Below are 15,477 nucleotides of genomic sequence, written 5' to 3' on the forward strand. Positions count from 1 at the left end.
AAATAGCACGTATTGCCCCGTCAGAAGCCGGGGCTTTCTTTTTGAGAACAATTAGAGTGTATACCCCAAGTCTTGGGTCTATCTTTGTAGTATGTAAAGAAGCACTTTGACCTAAGACTATGCCTTCTTCTGAAAAATCTCTCACTTATCCAACCAGTGATAAAAGCAATCAAGCTGATAATTACCACGGTACTTTAGTCGCAGATCCTTACCGTTGGTTAGAAGATCCTGACTCCGAAGAAACAAGAACTTGGATTGAGGCACAAAATCAAGTTACTTTTGGCTACCTGAGTGAAATTCCTGCTAGGGAAAAAATTAAACAGCGCCTCACCAAACTTTGGGATTATGAAAAATACGGTATTCCTTTTAAAGAAGATGATCGCTACTTTTATTTCAAAAATGACGGACTGCAAAATCAAAGTGTCTTTTACACCTTGAAAACTCTCGACGACCAACCCAAAGTTTTACTCGATCCCAATAAACTCTCAGAAGATGGCACTGTTGCTCTTTCGGGATTGTCGATTAGCGAGGATGGTAAACTTTTAGCTTATGGTCTATCGTCTTCTGGTTCTGATTGGCAAGAGTGGAAAGTACGCAATGTTGAAACTGGTGAAGACCTCCAAGACCATCTGAAGTGGATTAAATTTTCTGGCGCATCTTGGACACACGATAATCAAGGTTTTTTCTACAGTCGCTACGATGAACCAAATGAAAAAACTCGATTAGAAGATGTCAACTATTATCAAAAACTCTACTATCATCAACTAGGTAAACCCCAATCAGAAGACGTACTAATTTATCATCGTCCCGACCAAAAGGAATGGGGTTTTAGTGGTGGTGTTACTGAAGATGGACGCTATCTAATAATTTCAATTTGGCTAGGGACTGACTCTAAAAATTTAGTTTTTTCCAAAGATTTAACTAACCCTAATGCGGAAGTTGTAGAACTAATTAACCAATTTGAGGCAGATTATAGCTTTATCGACAATGATGATAGCGTCTTTTATTTTCGCACAGATTTAAATGCACCAAGGGGAAGAGTTATTGCAATTGACACGAAAAACCCTGCGCCAGAAAATTGGCGAGAAATCATCCCCCAATCACCAGAAACTTTGGAAAGTGTCGGTATACTTAACAATCAATTCGTTGCTGATTACCTCAAAGATGCTCACAGTCAAATCAAAATTTTTGACCTCAAAGGTGCGTTTATTCGAGAGATAGAATTACCCGGACTCGGTTCAGCAGGTGGCTTTGGGGGTAAGCGTTATGATACTGAAACTTTTTATAGCTTTACCAGCTTTACCATACCAGGTACTATTTATCGCTACAACATGGTGACAGGAAAAAGTGAGGTTTTCCGTCAACCACAGGTGGATTTTAATCCTGATGAGTACGAGACAAAACAAGTCTTTTATCACAGCAAAGATGGTACTAGAGTACCAATGTTTATTACGCACAAAAAGGGTATTAAATTAGATGGAAATAACCCTACTTATCTCTATGCTTATGGTGGTTTTAATGCTTCAATGACACCTGGCTTTTCTGTGAGTCTGTTGGTGTGGATGGAGATGGGTGGTGTCTATGCTATGCCTAATATCCGTGGCGGTGGAGAATACGGCGAAGAATGGCATCAAGCAGGAATAAAAGATCAAAAGCAGAATGTCTTTGATGACTTTATTGGGGCTGCTGAGTGGTTGATTGCTAACAAGTATACTAAGACTGAGAAGCTAGCGATCGCAGGTGGTAGTAACGGCGGTTTATTAGTGGGTGCTTGTATAACGCAACGTCCCGATTTATTTGGTGCAGCAATACCCGCCGTCGGCGTCATGGATATGTTGCGGTTCCACAAATTTACCATCGGTTGGGCTTGGACTTCTGAATATGGTTCAGCGGATAATCCAGAAGAGTTTCCGGCGCTATATGCTTATTCGCCATTACATAACATCAAACCAAATACAGCTTACCCAGCAACCTTAATTACCACAGCCGATCATGACGATCGCGTTGTCCCTGCTCATAGTTTCAAATTTGCCGCTGCTTTGCAAGAAGCTCACACAGGTGATGCGCCAACCCTAATTAGAATTGAGACTAAAGCAGGACATGGCGCGGGTAAACCCACGGCTAAAATTATCGAAGAAGCCGCAGACAAATGGGCTTTTTTGGTACGTGCTTTAGATGTGAAATTTTAGTAACTTTGTCGGGTGGGTAATGCCTACCCTACGAAACTAAACTAACTATCGCCTTCACTAACTTCTCTGGCTCTACAGGTTTTGTAATATGAGTTTGAAATCCTACCTGAAGTGCTCTTTTTTGGTCAATTTCTGCGGCATAAGCGGTTAGTGCGATCGCCCGAATGGTTCCTCCTTGATTTGGTGGGCGAGATCGAATCTGCTGCATCAGCATATAGCCGTCCATCTCAGCCATGCCTATGTCACTCACTAGCACGTCAAAAGTGAACTGCTCTAGAGCTTGCAAAGCTTCTAAGCCAGAAGCGACGGCTGTCACATTTGCCCCGCTTAGTTCCAGGACAAATGTCTGAAACTCACGAGTATCTGGCTCATCATCCACCAGCAAAATTTGAACGCCGTCTAAAGGCACTTCTGGTTCTGTCTGTGTGTGGATTGGCTCGGATGCGATTGATATTGCCTGCTGCATCACAGGCAATTGGATGATGAAGGTTGCGCCTTGATTTTCACCCTGACTTTCTGCTGTAACCCTGCCCCCGTGCATTTCTACAATCTGCCGCACGATCGCTAGACCCAATCCCAACCCGCCAAATTTGCGTGTCGTTGAGCCGTCTTCTTGCCGAAAATACTCAAATACATGGGGCAAAAACTGTGGATTGATGCCCTTGCCAGTATCGATTACTCGAATCTGAGCTAATTGATGGAATTGCCGCAGTTCAATCGTCACTTGTCCGCCGTTGGGTGTGAACTTAACCGCATTGGTAAGCAAATTCCACACCACCTGCTGCAATCGGGCTACATCGCCAGAAATCAGAGCGATCTCAGGGTCAAGATCGAGAGCGATCGCAATATTTTTTGCTTCTGCTGCCAAACGCACCGTTTCAATGGCGGCAGAAATCACAAAGGTCAAACTTACCGGAGCCGTTGTTAAGCTGAGTTTACCCTGCATGATGCGGGAGATGTCGAGCAAGTCTTCGATTAGTTGCGTCTGTAGATTGGCATTTCGCTCGATCGTTTTCAAGGCTTCGGCTGTACGAGCTTTGCTCAGTTTGCCGTTTTGTAGTAAGCGCGCCCAACCCAAGATCGGGTTGAGAGGCGATCGCAATTCATGGGACAGCACCGCCAAAAACTCATCTTTGATCCGGTTGGCGCGATCGGCTGCTTCTCTAGCAACCTGCTCTTGTGTCAGCAGTCGTTCCCGTTCAGTTTCAGCTTGCTTGCGGTCAGTGATATCTGCCAGTGCCCCAGGAAAAGCCAGCGGTCTGCCATCAGCCGCATATTCAACGCGACCACGTGCTGCCAGCCAGCGTTCCTCACCTGCCGCTGTATAAACGCGGTACTCAGCGGTATATTCTTCACCAGTTTCGATCGCCTGGTTAATAGCTGCAACCACTCGTGGACAGTCTTCTTCGTGCATTGCTTGTACAAACAGTTCGATCGGCAAGCCAGTCGCCGCCGTCTCTGGGTCAACACCAAACAGAAGGGCAAAGGCTTTATTCACAATCACGCGATCCTCAGGAATCTGCCACCGCCATGTGTAAATGGCTCCTGCTGCTAAAGCAGACTCTAATTGCACTTGCGCTTCCCGCAGGTCTTGTTCTGCCTGTTTGCGACCGCTAATATCTTTAAAAACAATGGCAACTTTTCGCGCTTGCGGCTCATCCGTGCGACAGGCATAGACATCAAACCAACGGTTCAGGGTTTTGGAGCTATTTTCAAACCTAATGGATTCACCCGTCAGAGCGACTTGACCGTAAATTTCAATCCAGTGATCTTCTAAATTTAACTGACGCGCTGTTTTACCAACAGCTTGTTGAATTCCCGTTTGTTGCTCAAAGGTGGGATTGATCTCTAAGAAGCGGTAGTCGATCGGCGTATCATTTTCGTCAAGTAGCACTTCAACAATGCAGAAGCCTTCATCAATCGACTCAAACAGCGTCCGGTAGCGTTCTTCTGATTGACGCAGGGCGGCTTCGGCTTGAATTTGCTCGGTAACATTCCTGAAATAAACGGTGATGCCATTTGGGGCGGGGTAGGTGCGAACTTCGTACCAGCGATCGTGATCTGGATAAAACGCAGTCATTGACGCAGCCACACGATCGCGCATGGTGCTCAAGTAGACCTGCGCCAACTCATTGCCAATCAGTCCTAGATACTCTGACCACAAATTCTTGCCAACTAAATCGCCTGGAGTGCGATCGAGTAGTGTTTCCGCAGATGGATTCAGATAGGTAAAGTGCCAGTTCTCATCCAGTGCAAAGAAGGCTTCAGCGATGCTCTCCAGAATATTCCGAGTCTGCTCCTCGCTTTGGCGCAAGGCTTGCTCTACCTGTTTGCGCTCGGTGATATCTCGCGTTACACCTGCCACTGCTTCTACTGCGCCGTTTATACCCAAAAGTGGCACGAAAATATATTCATAGGCGCGCGTGCCGATTGCGCTAGTGTAGGGTGTTTCATCCTTTATTGGCTGGCGCGTGGCGATCGCCTGTTGAATCTGTTGCTGAAGTCGGGTTGCTAAATCGGTTGGATAATCCAGCTCAAAAAAGTTTTTTCCCAAAGCTTCATCCGAAGTTTTTTGCCAAAGATTGAGCAACGCTGGGCTGATATAGGTGAATCGTCCCGCCAAATCAAAGGTGTAAATAAAATCGGGAATTGCCGCGACGATCGCGTTGAACTTCCGCAGTTGCCCTTCGAGTTCGGTGCGGCTCTCACGTAATGCTGCTTCAGCACGGGCACGCTCAACGGCTGCCCACGTCTGCTCTGCTGTTTCCTCGACTTGTTTCACTTCATCTTCCGTCCACTGGTGAGGGTTTGCCTGATGCACTGCCAGCAAAGCGACAAATCGATCGTTCTCGATCAGCGGCACATCAATATGCGCGGCAATATCGATCGATCGATACCTTGCCTTTTCGCTAGCTGTGTATTTAGGGTAGTTGGCCACATCGGGAACGATCGCCGTTCGCCCCGCTCGATGGTCATCTGTCAGGTTGCGTCCGAAGTCTTCTAGATGGTACAGCCCGCTCAGTTCGGCAACACCGTTCGTGTAGTTTTTATGAACGATGACCTTTTTACCGCCGGGTAACACTTCGATGTAAATGACGCGGCTTGCACCTAGAGACTCGCCTAGAATACGGGCAGCGATCGTCTGAATCTCATTAGCATCAGTCAGCGGGCGTAGCGCATTGGTGAGCTTGACTCGAAACGCATCGGCTTGGGTAACTTGAGGCAGGGAGTTTTCTGCCCTTGCCTTGCGATCGGCTGCCGATCTCTGGCGGTGTCGCATTTCCCGTTCTAAAGCCTTAACTATTAAATCATTAAATGATTCGCTACCTTCCTTGAGTTTCCTGGCTTTTGCAAGCAAGTCAGGCGGAAAACAGATTGTTAAGGCTTCGCGTTCCATAGCAATGAGTGTAACCAGATATTGATACCATTTATTGTATTGTGCCCATAGAATAGTACGACTGAATTTGGTTTCACTCTCCTTATCTGCAATTAGAGGGTGAGTCTTAATATTGATAGATGAGTTAAAATTCAATCAATCACTCTAGGCAAATATTAATTATGAAATGGGAAGAAGTTTGCGAACACAAACAATTACAAGATTTACCCTTCAAAATTGAATTAAATAAATGGGGTCAAATCGTCATGAGTCCAGTCAAAATTAAACATTCTTTTTATCAAGGAAGAATTCAACGTTTATTAGAATCTTTATTGAATGCCGGAGAAGTAATGCCAGAATGTGCTATCAACACATCAGACAGTGTGAAAGTTGCTGATGTTGTCTGGTGTTCGGAAGAAAGATTTTCTCAAATTGAAGATGAAGTATCAGCATCTATTGCACCAGAAATTTGTGTAGAAGTAAAATCTAGTGGTAACACTTTGGAAGAAATGGAATTTAAAAGAAATTTATATTTAGAAGCTGAAGCTGTGGAAGTATGGTTATGTAATGAACAAGGTAAAATGACATTCTATAATGAGCAAGTGGAGTTAGAGCAATCTTTGTTATTTCCTAACTTTCCTAAGCAAATTAAACGGTAATATTAGAGAATATAGGAGAGGCGATCGCCTAAATTAATTATTTTTAAAATGTATCTTAAAAGTCTTGATAATCTTTAATTAAAACCTGGATAAAACTAACCTTTGCTTCATTTAAATTATCATCTATTTCATAAATTATGCGATATCAACCTTAACAAATGGTTAAGCAATAATAATGAAGACAAACAATTATTTACCTTCACTCTCAATACGCTTCGGTTAAGATTTTTTGATGAAAATTCTAGATTATTAAAGATGCGATAAATCACCCTCTCTACAAAGGAATGATTATTGTAGAGACGGCGATTCATCGCGTCTTGTCTTAATCGAACAGTATTACCGCTTTTCCCGATGCGAGCAAGAAGTTTAATATTTTTATCCTTCTTGTGTAGTTAAAACGCGACAGCTTGGGCTGTACCAGTCAAATGGATTGTCGTATAAGTTTGTCTTTGCCCCTGGTTGAATTTAGGAATCACAGAAAAGAGTTTTGTTGTTGTGATTCCCTTAGTTTCTACTGCGGCTGAGTTGCTTTTTCCAAGGTTTACACGGGGTAAGATCAAAGTAAACACGGTATTGCCAGTATCTACTGTCTTACGGATAGTCACAGTTACTAGTGTACCAATTTCTGTTTCTACACTACGGATCTGCTCAGTACCTTGAAAGTTTAATGTCTGTTGCTTATCTTTATAGGTAAAAAGGGGCTTGCCAATAAAGCTTGTTGTTGAGTAACTAATGCTGACATTCTTACCTTGAAACTGGTATAAGTTTGGTACTACTTCTGAGGCATTAGCTGATAATACAGGTATTGCTGTTAACAGCATACCTAATGTAAACGATCCAATTAAGTTTCTTGTTTGCATATCTAAAAAAGTTTTTGCTAGTTTGACAGAGATACTTACCCGAATGGGATGACAATAAGTATCAAACTAATTTTAAAAGTAAATATTACTACAGTCGTGTAAAATGGAACACATTGCAATGCTTGTTAATATATTTGCAATAATTTCTAATATTCTGTAAAAGTTCGATCTGCGAACCTGATAACCCTTGGGTAGTTTTAACAAATGCACCCAGATATGCTATGGGCAAAAAGTAGTGCAGCAATAAATTTATATATTCTCTCCTTTGAGGGGATTTGATTTCATTTTTGTCTTATTCCCTCAATAACTAGCAACTTGAGTTAGATTTAAATTTTGAAATACCCTTTGGGGTTTTATTTTAAAATTGGAAATTTTGTATTGCTTATGAAACGGCGATCGTACATGCTTCTAGGATTTTTCCTCAGTCTTATTTTAACTATCGTGCCAATGCCTGGCAATTTCACTAATGCTGCAACACCAACAGCAGTAACACCTGTCTCAGCTCTCTCATTCACCCAAGGAGTGCAAAAAACGGTATTAGACAACGGCTTAACGGTGTTAACCAAAGAAGTTCATACTGCTCCAGTGGTGAGTGTGCAAGTTTGGTATAAAGTTGGTTCGCGCAACGAGGTAAAGGGAGAGAATGGTATTTCTCACCAGCTAGAACATTTGATGTTCAAAGGTACAAATGACCGTCCAGTACAGTTTGGACGGTTGTTTAGTGCTTTGGGTAGCCAGTTCAATGCTTTTACTAGTTATGACGAAACAGCTTACTTTGGCACAGTGCAGCGAGACAAATTAGAAGCACTGCTGACACTAGAAGCCGATCGCATGGAAAATTCCTTAGTTGGGCCTGAACAACTCACAAGTGAAAAGCGGGTGGTGATCTCCGAGTTACAGGGATACGAAAATTCACCAGGTTATCGTCTGAGTCGGGCAGTGATGCGAGCTGCTTTCCCCAATCGAGCTTATGGTTTATCGGTGGGAGGCACAAAAGCCGATGTCGAGAAATTCACGGTGGAGCAGGTACGGAATTATTACCAAACCTACTACAGCCCAGAAAATGCCACGTTGGTGATTACTGGAGATTTTGCCACAAAACCCGCACTCAAAGTTGTTCAAGAAACTTTTGGTAAATTATCGCAACGAGCAAAAAAGGATACGGCACTCCCTAATTCCAGGAGAGCAATTGATAGTTCCTCTTCCATTGCTGACGCTTCCCCGTCTACCCCTGTTGCGAAAAAAGCACCGATTGTCCTCAAGCAACCTGGAAGTACAGCACTATTGCAAGTGGTGTATCCTCTGCCAGATATCAAACATCCTGATGTCCCAGCTATTGATTTGATGGATGCTATTCTTACAGGTGGACGTAGTTCTCGACTGTATCAGGCTTTAGTGGAATCTGGACTCGCTAGTTCAGTGAGTGGTGGTGCTGCCGAACTCATCGAACCGGGTTGGTATGAAATTGATGCTACGGCGGCTCCCGGTCAAGAGTTGGGGAAAATTGCCCAGGTACTCCAGGAATCTTTAGTAAAATTGCAAGAGCAGCCAGTCACCTCAGAAGAGTTGAAGCGGGCGAAGACGCAACTGCAAGCTTCGTATATTTTGGGAAACCAAGATATCACTAGTCAGGCTAATCAACTGGGTTATAACCAAACGATCGCAGGGGATTATCATTTTATTGAAAGGTATCTGGCTGCGATCGCAAAAGTGACTCCTGCTCAAGTCCAGAAAGCAGCGAAAACTTACCTCAATCCGGCTCAACAAACCATCGGCTTCTTTGAGCCGACTCAACCAGATGGTAAACCAGGGACTTCTAGCGCTGGTTCTGGACGCACGGTGGAAAATTTCAGCCCTGGTAAGCCTGTAGATCCAGCAGAACTGGCGAAATATCTACCACCTGCTACATCAGAAACAGATTCAGCTAAACAATCACTACCAGAAGAGTTTACCTTAAAGAATGGTGTGAAGGTTCTGCTGTTGAGCGATCGCAATCTTCCCACTATTAATTTAAGCGGACAAGTTGACGCTGGTGCTGAATTTGATGGCAATCAAAAAGCTGGATTAGCGAATCTAACTGCAAGCAACTTAATGAATGGGACGCAGACTAAAAATGCTCTGACTCTAGCAAAAACCTTAGAAGACCTGGGAGCCGGTTTGAGCTTCAGTGCTAGCCGTGAGGGAGTTAACGTCAGCGGTGAGGGACTTTCAGCAAATCTGCCTATATTGATTCAAACTCTGGCAGATGTGTTAGAAAACGCCACTTTCCCCGCCGATCAGTTAGAACTGAGTCGCCAAAGGGCATTGACAAGTCTGAAAGTCCAACTGGATGACCCTAGAGGTTTGGGAAGGCAAGTGTTCCAACAGGCAATTTACCCTGAAAATCATCCATTCCACAGCTTTCCCACAGCCGAGAGTTTAAAGACTATTACTCGTGATGATTTGCTTGGTTTCTACCAGACACACTACCGACCGGATACTACGACGATCGCTTTAGTGGGAGACTTTGATTCAGTTAAGGTAAAAGCTTTGCTAAATGATGTATTTGGTAAATGGCAAGCCACAGGTAAGCCACCTGTTCTCAAAATCCAAACCGTACCATTACCGCAAACTTTGACACAACTAAATAAAGTAATTCCCGGTAAAGCTGAGGCTGTCACCTACATCGGCTATAACGGCATCTCTCGGAAAGATCCACGTTATTATGCGGCACTAGTGCTAAATCAAATTTTGGGTGGTGATACCTTATCGAGCCGCCTGGGTACAGAAGTGCGCGATCGCCAAGGTTTAACCTACGGTATATATAGTGGTTTTGCCGCCGGGATTAATCCCGGGCCGTTCTTGATTCAAATGCAGACTGCTCCTGGAGATGCCCAAAAAGCGATCGCCAGTACTCTCGCTTTACTAAAACAGTTACGCGAACAAGGAGTGACTGAGGCTGAATTCAACGCAGCAAAACGCTCAATTACTAATAGCTATCCTGTGGATTTAGCTAATCCTAGTGATGTATCAAGCATCATTTTGGATAATTCTGTCTTGGGGCTTTCACGGTCAGAAATCCGAGAGTTTCCCCAGCGGATTCAAGCAGTCACTATGGCTAATATGCAACAGGCAATTGAAGATTTAATTAAACCAGAAAATATGGTGATTGTCACCGCCGGGCCTGGAGATAGTGTAACCAAGGGTAGCTAATTATTTTAGATAGATAGTAATCCTATCTGATTGCTAAAACTCGCAATAAAAAGATCCCCGACTTCTCTAAGAAGTCGGGGATCTTTTTTGTTCACGAATGATTTATACCATTTTACGAAATGCTTGATACAAATGATTTGTCTCTAACTCTGCCCCCCTGCTCCCCTGCTCCCCTGCCTCTTGACTCCTGCCTCCTTCAAATTGAATAAGACACTGGAAAAGACTTTGCATCCTTTGGCTTGACATACACTCGCTGTAGGGGTTCTAACTCTAAGTCATTAAAGCGATCGCGTGTTAAATGCGCCATCACTACTTGCCCGTCATCGAAAGTTAATTCCACCTGAATTTCCCAACCCAAATGTATTAATCGGCTTACTGTTGCAGGTGTAGTGGTACCGTTAGAAGCCTTTTCTAAAATCACATCTTGCGGACGCAAAAATACTTGTGGGTGTGGCGTATCAAAGCCGCTACTTTGAAAAATCTTCGAGTTGCTGGGTAACACATTCACCGGGCCAATGAAGCTCATTACAAATGCGGTGGCAGGATTATCGTAAATTTCAGATGGTGTCCCCACCTGTTCCACACGTCCTTTATTCATCACCACAACCTCATCGGAAACTTCCATTGCTTCCTCTTGGTCGTGGGTAACGAAAACTGTGGTAACATGAACCTCATCATGGAGGCGGCGTAACCATGCCCGTAAGTCTTTACGAACTTTCGCATCAAGTGCGCCAAAGGGTTCATCTAGAAGTAATACGTCAGGTTCTACTGCCAGTGCCCTGGCTAAAGCTACCCGTTGTCTTTGACCGCCAGAAAGTTGTGATGGATAGCGATCGCCTAATCCAGTCAATTGCACCAATTCGAGTAACTGTTCCACCCGCCCCTTAATTTTCTTTGGTTGTGCCTTACGAATTTCTAAGCCAAAGGCAATATTTTGCTTAACAGTCAGATGCTTAAATAGGGCGTAGTGCTGAAATACAAACCCAATATTTCGCTGTTGCACGCTTTGGTATGTAGCGTCCTTACCGGTCAGCAGGATTTTGCCGCTATCTGGCATTTCTAAACCGGAAATCAACCGTAATAGCGTAGATTTACCCGATCCCGATGGCCCGAGTAATGCAACTAGCGAACCACTCTTAATTTCTAGGCTGACCTCATCAACTGCCTTGAAACTCCCGAATTGTTTGGAGACGTTCTCAACTACTATGCCCACTGCCGCTGTACCTCTGCAACTAAATCTACAGATCCTTGGTAGGATTACTGTGTCCTACATATACCATATATCGTTATTTATGGATGAACAAGATTTAGCTACCGCAACTGCCGCAATCGAGGAAGCTACAATCAGCACCACTGCAATCTAGGGAACTACAATCAGCAGCACCACAATCTAGGGAACCACAATCGGGAGTTATGCTAACGATCTCGACACAATTACAGCCCAAATCGGCACAATCAAAACAGTTGGTATTGTCGCTACTAATAAACGAGGATTTTTGAGCAACTTTACCACGTGCTTGTCGTTGCTGCGTGTCCGCTTCATCCTGTGTGGATTCTTCTGAGTTCTCGCTCTGCATTCGCAAAATTTGGTTGGCTTGCTTGCAAGCTTGAAATCGTTCGCGGGAATTAACAAAAGCTGCTTTTAACCCTTCCTTGACAACTACTTGCTTAATGTATTGAGAGCAAGATTCGCCGCCATATAGTCTTCTGTGGGCACAAGCAAAACCTTTGTGCGGAGAAATATGTTTTTGATATCCATTAATTGCGGCAGTACTAACTTGTCTAGTAAAAGAATCGAATAAGGAAATCTGCATATTGAGGACTGGGGACTAGGTAGGCAATATTCTTCATTCTTCCCAATACCCAATGCCCAATACCCAACTCTAATTCGTATCGAAACATTAAGGAATATTGCATTTGTGCAGAAACCTAGAGGAAAAGCGCCAAATCACTAGAAAGACCGTGGTAGTATGCTCTCGGTAAATGTGAAGATTGGGAGAAAGACCTTTGACACTACGGGTTGCTGTTATTGGGTCAGGCCCTGCTGGTTCATCTGCCGCTGAAACACTGGCAGCCTCTGGGATTGAAACCTACCTGTTTGAGCGGAAGCTAGACAATGCAAAGCCTTGTGGGGGCGCAATTCCCCTGTGTATGGTGAGTGAATTTGACTTACCACCAGAGATTATCGATCGCCGGGTACGGAAGATGAAAATGATTTCGCCTTCCAATCGCGAGGTTGATATCAATTTGGTAAATGAAGATGAATATATAGGAATGTGCCGCCGGGAAGTGTTAGATGGCTTTTTGCGCGATCGCGCGGCAAAAGTCGGCGCAAATTTAATTAATGCCACTGTTCATAAACTCGATATACCAGGAAACAATACCGATCCCTATACGATTCATTACATTGACCACACAGATGGGATATCACAGGGTATTGCCAAAACTCTGAAGGTGGATCTGATTATTGGGGCAGATGGCGCTAATTCCCGCGTTGCCAAAGAAATGGACGCTGGGGATTACAATTATGCGATCGCTTTCCAAGAGCGAATTCGCTTACCCGAAGACAAAATGGCCTACTATAACGATCTCGCCGAAATGTATGTCGGTGATGACGTTTCTACTGACTTCTACGCTTGGGTTTTCCCCAAATATGACCACGTAGCTGTCGGTACTGGCACGATGCACATCAATAAAGCCAGCATCAAACAGTTGCAAGCTGGTATCCGCGCCCGTGCTTCCGAGAAGCTAGCAGGCGGTAAAATCATCAAAGTCGAAGCCCACCCAATTCCCGAACATCCCCGTCCCCGTCGTGTTGTCGGTCGCATCGCCTTGGTGGGAGATGCTGCTGGTTATGTTACCAAGTCCTCTGGTGAAGGTATTTATTTTGCCGCTAAGTCTGGGCGGATGTGTGCCGAAACCATTGTCGAAACATCTAACAGTGGTAGCCGGATTCCTACAGAAGGCGACCTCAAGGTTTACCTGAAGCGTTGGGATAAAAGATACGGACTCACTTACAAGGTGTTGGACATTCTGCAAACCGTGTTCTATCGTTCCGACGCCACCCGCGAAGCTTTTGTGGAAATGTGTGATGACCTCGATGTACAACGGCTAACATTCGATAGCTATCTGTATAAAACGGTTGTCCCAGCTAATCCCATCACCCAACTGAAAATTACTGCCAAAACGATTGGTAGCTTAATTCGCGGTAATGCCCTTGCACCTTAATTGAGTGTGGAATCCTGTAAATTGCAACAATTGACACTCCCTGGTTCGATACTGTTCGGTTAATGCAAGAGACGCGATGAATCGCCGTCTCTACAATAATTACTCTTTTGTAGAGACGGCGATTTCTCGCGTCTTTCTGATGATTTATCGCATATTTAGCGATCTAAAATTTTCATCAAAAAACCTTAACCAAACCGTATTGCTCCCCGGTCTAAAGACACGGGGATTTTAATTTCACCCTAGCCACTTCTCAACTAGGCAACCTCCTCTAACTTGTTACGGGTCGCAGGAGGTATATATTAGGATGCTGTATTGTGAACTTCAGCGATAAATTGCTTTTTAAATAAATGCTTAATTTTATTTCCTATTTGTTTTTAGCTCAAGCATCGCCTTCTCCTCCACCTGCACCGCAAGAAATCTTCGTTCCCCAACAAACAAGACCTTTAACAGGACATCTTGACGAAGTACCAGTATTTAACAGTAATAATCCAGAAGTAGTTAAGAGTGAAGGAATTCTCCTATCTACATTTCCTCCTCAAGGCAAAAAAGTGCCCAGCGCCCACCTAAACTTTCCATTTCAGGGAAGGTTTGATTTATTTTCTCACCATATTGCTAGAGCGATTGAGACGCCAAATGATTTGCGGAGTCTTTATTTGGGAGTGATTGTTTACAATCCCAGCGATCGCTCTGCAACTGTCAATATCTTGCAAGCAGCTAGTTATGTAAGTCAACCTGACGCACCTTTTGTTAAGCTTCCCCCCATGCTGTCAAATAATTGGGGAAACATTTATGCCGGCCCGGGCGATCGCGTCATGAATGATGTGCTGCGAGTCAGACGACAAGGATGGCCAGCCCAATTGGTAATTCCACCAAAACAAAGCCGGATGTTAATGAATCATCCAATTCCAGTGCGGACTTTAACGCCGCCATTGAATGGACGTTCTACTTTGTTACGTTTGTATAGCGATCGTCCTGTTTATATGGCGAACCTGGCCATGTTTGCCAAACCCAATCCCGATGGTAGCGAACGAGCGCCTACTTTAGAAGAATGGGAGAATTTATTAGAAAATGGTGATTTTGCAGGGCCCCGCGAACCTGCCCCCAGTCCTCCAGATAAACTTGCAGGAGCAACAGAAATTTACGGACGAGTAGCGGGGATAGCTGTTGGCTCTCGTTGGCAAGCACAAGTTACCGACTCTAATAGTTTATACCTGACAATTCCCGAATCAGGACAAGCTTTTTCCTACGGTTTAAGTACCCTTTTGGCTGGCAAAATGGGTACTGGACAAAACCAAACTGCTAAACTCGTAGCGCGTTATCCTGGTACTGCTTACGAAGCTCACGGCAACTACGGCATTGAATACAACATCTCTCTACCATTATTCAACAATACGGATAAGCCGCAAACTATAAATGTACTTTTCCAAACGCCTATCAAAGAAGATGAGTTAAGTAAACCAGGGCTACGCTTTTTTTCACCACCCGCACCATCTGTCTTTTTCCGAGGCACAGTTCGTATTCGATACAATGACGATAATGGCTTACCCAGAACCCAATATTGGCATTTAGTTCAACAACGGGGACAGATGGGAGAACCGCTGGCTCAATTAAAAATATCTCCTGGCCAACGCCGACTGGTAGAAGTGGATTTTCTCTACCCACCTGATGCTACGCCCCCGCAAATGTTGACAATTCAAAATTCAAAATGACGCTCTCTACGAGACGCTGTGCGTAGCTTGCTTCTCCCTAGTATTACGCGGACTCGCTACCTGCATTTCTCACAAGTTTCAGGCGTTTGATGATGAGTAATGAGTAATGAATAATGAGTAATAAGCATATTGCAACAGGTGCAATACCAGTGCAAGAACTTGTAGATTCTTACTCATTACTCCTTACTCACTACTCATTACTCCTCCATTCGAGGTGTGGTGAGAAATCCGGGGCTAGCGTTGCGCTAACAAAAGACATTACAT

The 15,477-nt window shown here is 44.2% G+C and carries 9 protein-coding genes; 5 read left to right on the plus strand and 4 right to left on the minus strand.

Annotation, left to right across the window (positions count from 1 at the left end; translation table 11 throughout):
- The first annotated feature begins 119 nt into the window (after positions 1 to 119).
- Positions 120 to 2,189 carry a prolyl oligopeptidase family serine peptidase gene (locus V7K84_RS16095; protein WP_334839435.1) on the plus strand — a complete coding sequence of 690 codons (2,070 nt, stop codon included), beginning with the start codon at positions 120 to 122 and terminating at the stop codon, positions 2,187 to 2,189.
- Positions 2,190 to 2,217: 28 nt separating this feature from the next.
- On the opposite strand, the gene V7K84_RS16100 is transcribed toward V7K84_RS16095, so the two are convergent.
- Positions 2,218 to 5,586 carry a YlcI/YnfO family protein gene (locus V7K84_RS16100; protein WP_334839437.1) on the minus strand — a complete coding sequence of 1,123 codons (3,369 nt, stop codon included), beginning with the start codon at positions 5,584 to 5,586 and terminating at the stop codon, positions 2,218 to 2,220.
- A gap of 161 nt (positions 5,587 to 5,747) precedes the next feature.
- On the opposite strand from V7K84_RS16100, the gene V7K84_RS16105 reads away from it, so the two are divergent.
- Positions 5,748 to 6,224, plus strand: coding sequence for a Uma2 family endonuclease (locus tag V7K84_RS16105; protein WP_334839438.1), 477 nt, complete (start codon positions 5,748 to 5,750; stop codon positions 6,222 to 6,224).
- Positions 6,225 to 6,616: 392 nt separating this feature from the next.
- Here V7K84_RS16105 and V7K84_RS16110 read toward each other — a convergent pair whose 3' ends face one another.
- Positions 6,617 to 7,084, minus strand: coding sequence for a hypothetical protein (locus V7K84_RS16110; RefSeq protein ID WP_334839439.1), 468 nt, complete (start codon positions 7,082 to 7,084; stop codon positions 6,617 to 6,619).
- 384 nt (positions 7,085 to 7,468) lie between these two features.
- Between V7K84_RS16110 and V7K84_RS16115 the strand changes: the two genes are divergently transcribed.
- Positions 7,469 to 10,276 carry a M16 family metallopeptidase gene (locus V7K84_RS16115; RefSeq protein ID WP_334839440.1) on the plus strand — a complete coding sequence of 936 codons (2,808 nt, stop codon included), beginning with the start codon at positions 7,469 to 7,471 and terminating at the stop codon, positions 10,274 to 10,276.
- A 196-nt stretch (positions 10,277 to 10,472) separates the two neighbouring features.
- On the opposite strand, the gene V7K84_RS16120 is transcribed toward V7K84_RS16115, so the two are convergent.
- Entirely contained in the window at positions 10,473 to 11,489 is a 1,017-nt protein-coding gene (locus V7K84_RS16120) for a sulfate/molybdate ABC transporter ATP-binding protein (RefSeq protein WP_334839441.1), read from the minus strand.
- Positions 11,490 to 11,583: 94 nt separating this feature from the next.
- Positions 11,584 to 12,090: a membrane protein insertion efficiency factor YidD gene (yidD, locus tag V7K84_RS16125; RefSeq protein WP_334839442.1), complete on the minus strand. Its 507-nt coding sequence runs from the start codon at positions 12,088 to 12,090 to the stop codon at positions 11,584 to 11,586.
- 193 nt (positions 12,091 to 12,283) lie between these two features.
- Between yidD and chlP the strand changes: the two genes are divergently transcribed.
- Together chlP and V7K84_RS16135 are read left to right on the plus strand one after the other, a co-directional pair.
- Positions 12,284 to 13,504: a geranylgeranyl reductase gene (gene chlP / locus V7K84_RS16130; protein WP_099102845.1), complete on the plus strand. Its 1,221-nt coding sequence runs from the start codon at positions 12,284 to 12,286 to the stop codon at positions 13,502 to 13,504.
- A 347-nt stretch (positions 13,505 to 13,851) separates the two neighbouring features.
- Positions 13,852 to 15,213, plus strand: a complete 1,362-nt coding sequence (locus tag V7K84_RS16135; protein ID WP_334839443.1) for a DUF3370 domain-containing protein — start codon at positions 13,852 to 13,854, stop codon at positions 15,211 to 15,213.
- Positions 15,214 to 15,477 lie beyond the last annotated feature (264 nt).

The organism is Nostoc sp., assembly GCF_036917315.1.
In the GTDB taxonomy this organism is placed as follows: domain Bacteria; phylum Cyanobacteriota; class Cyanobacteriia; order Cyanobacteriales; family Nostocaceae; genus Nostoc.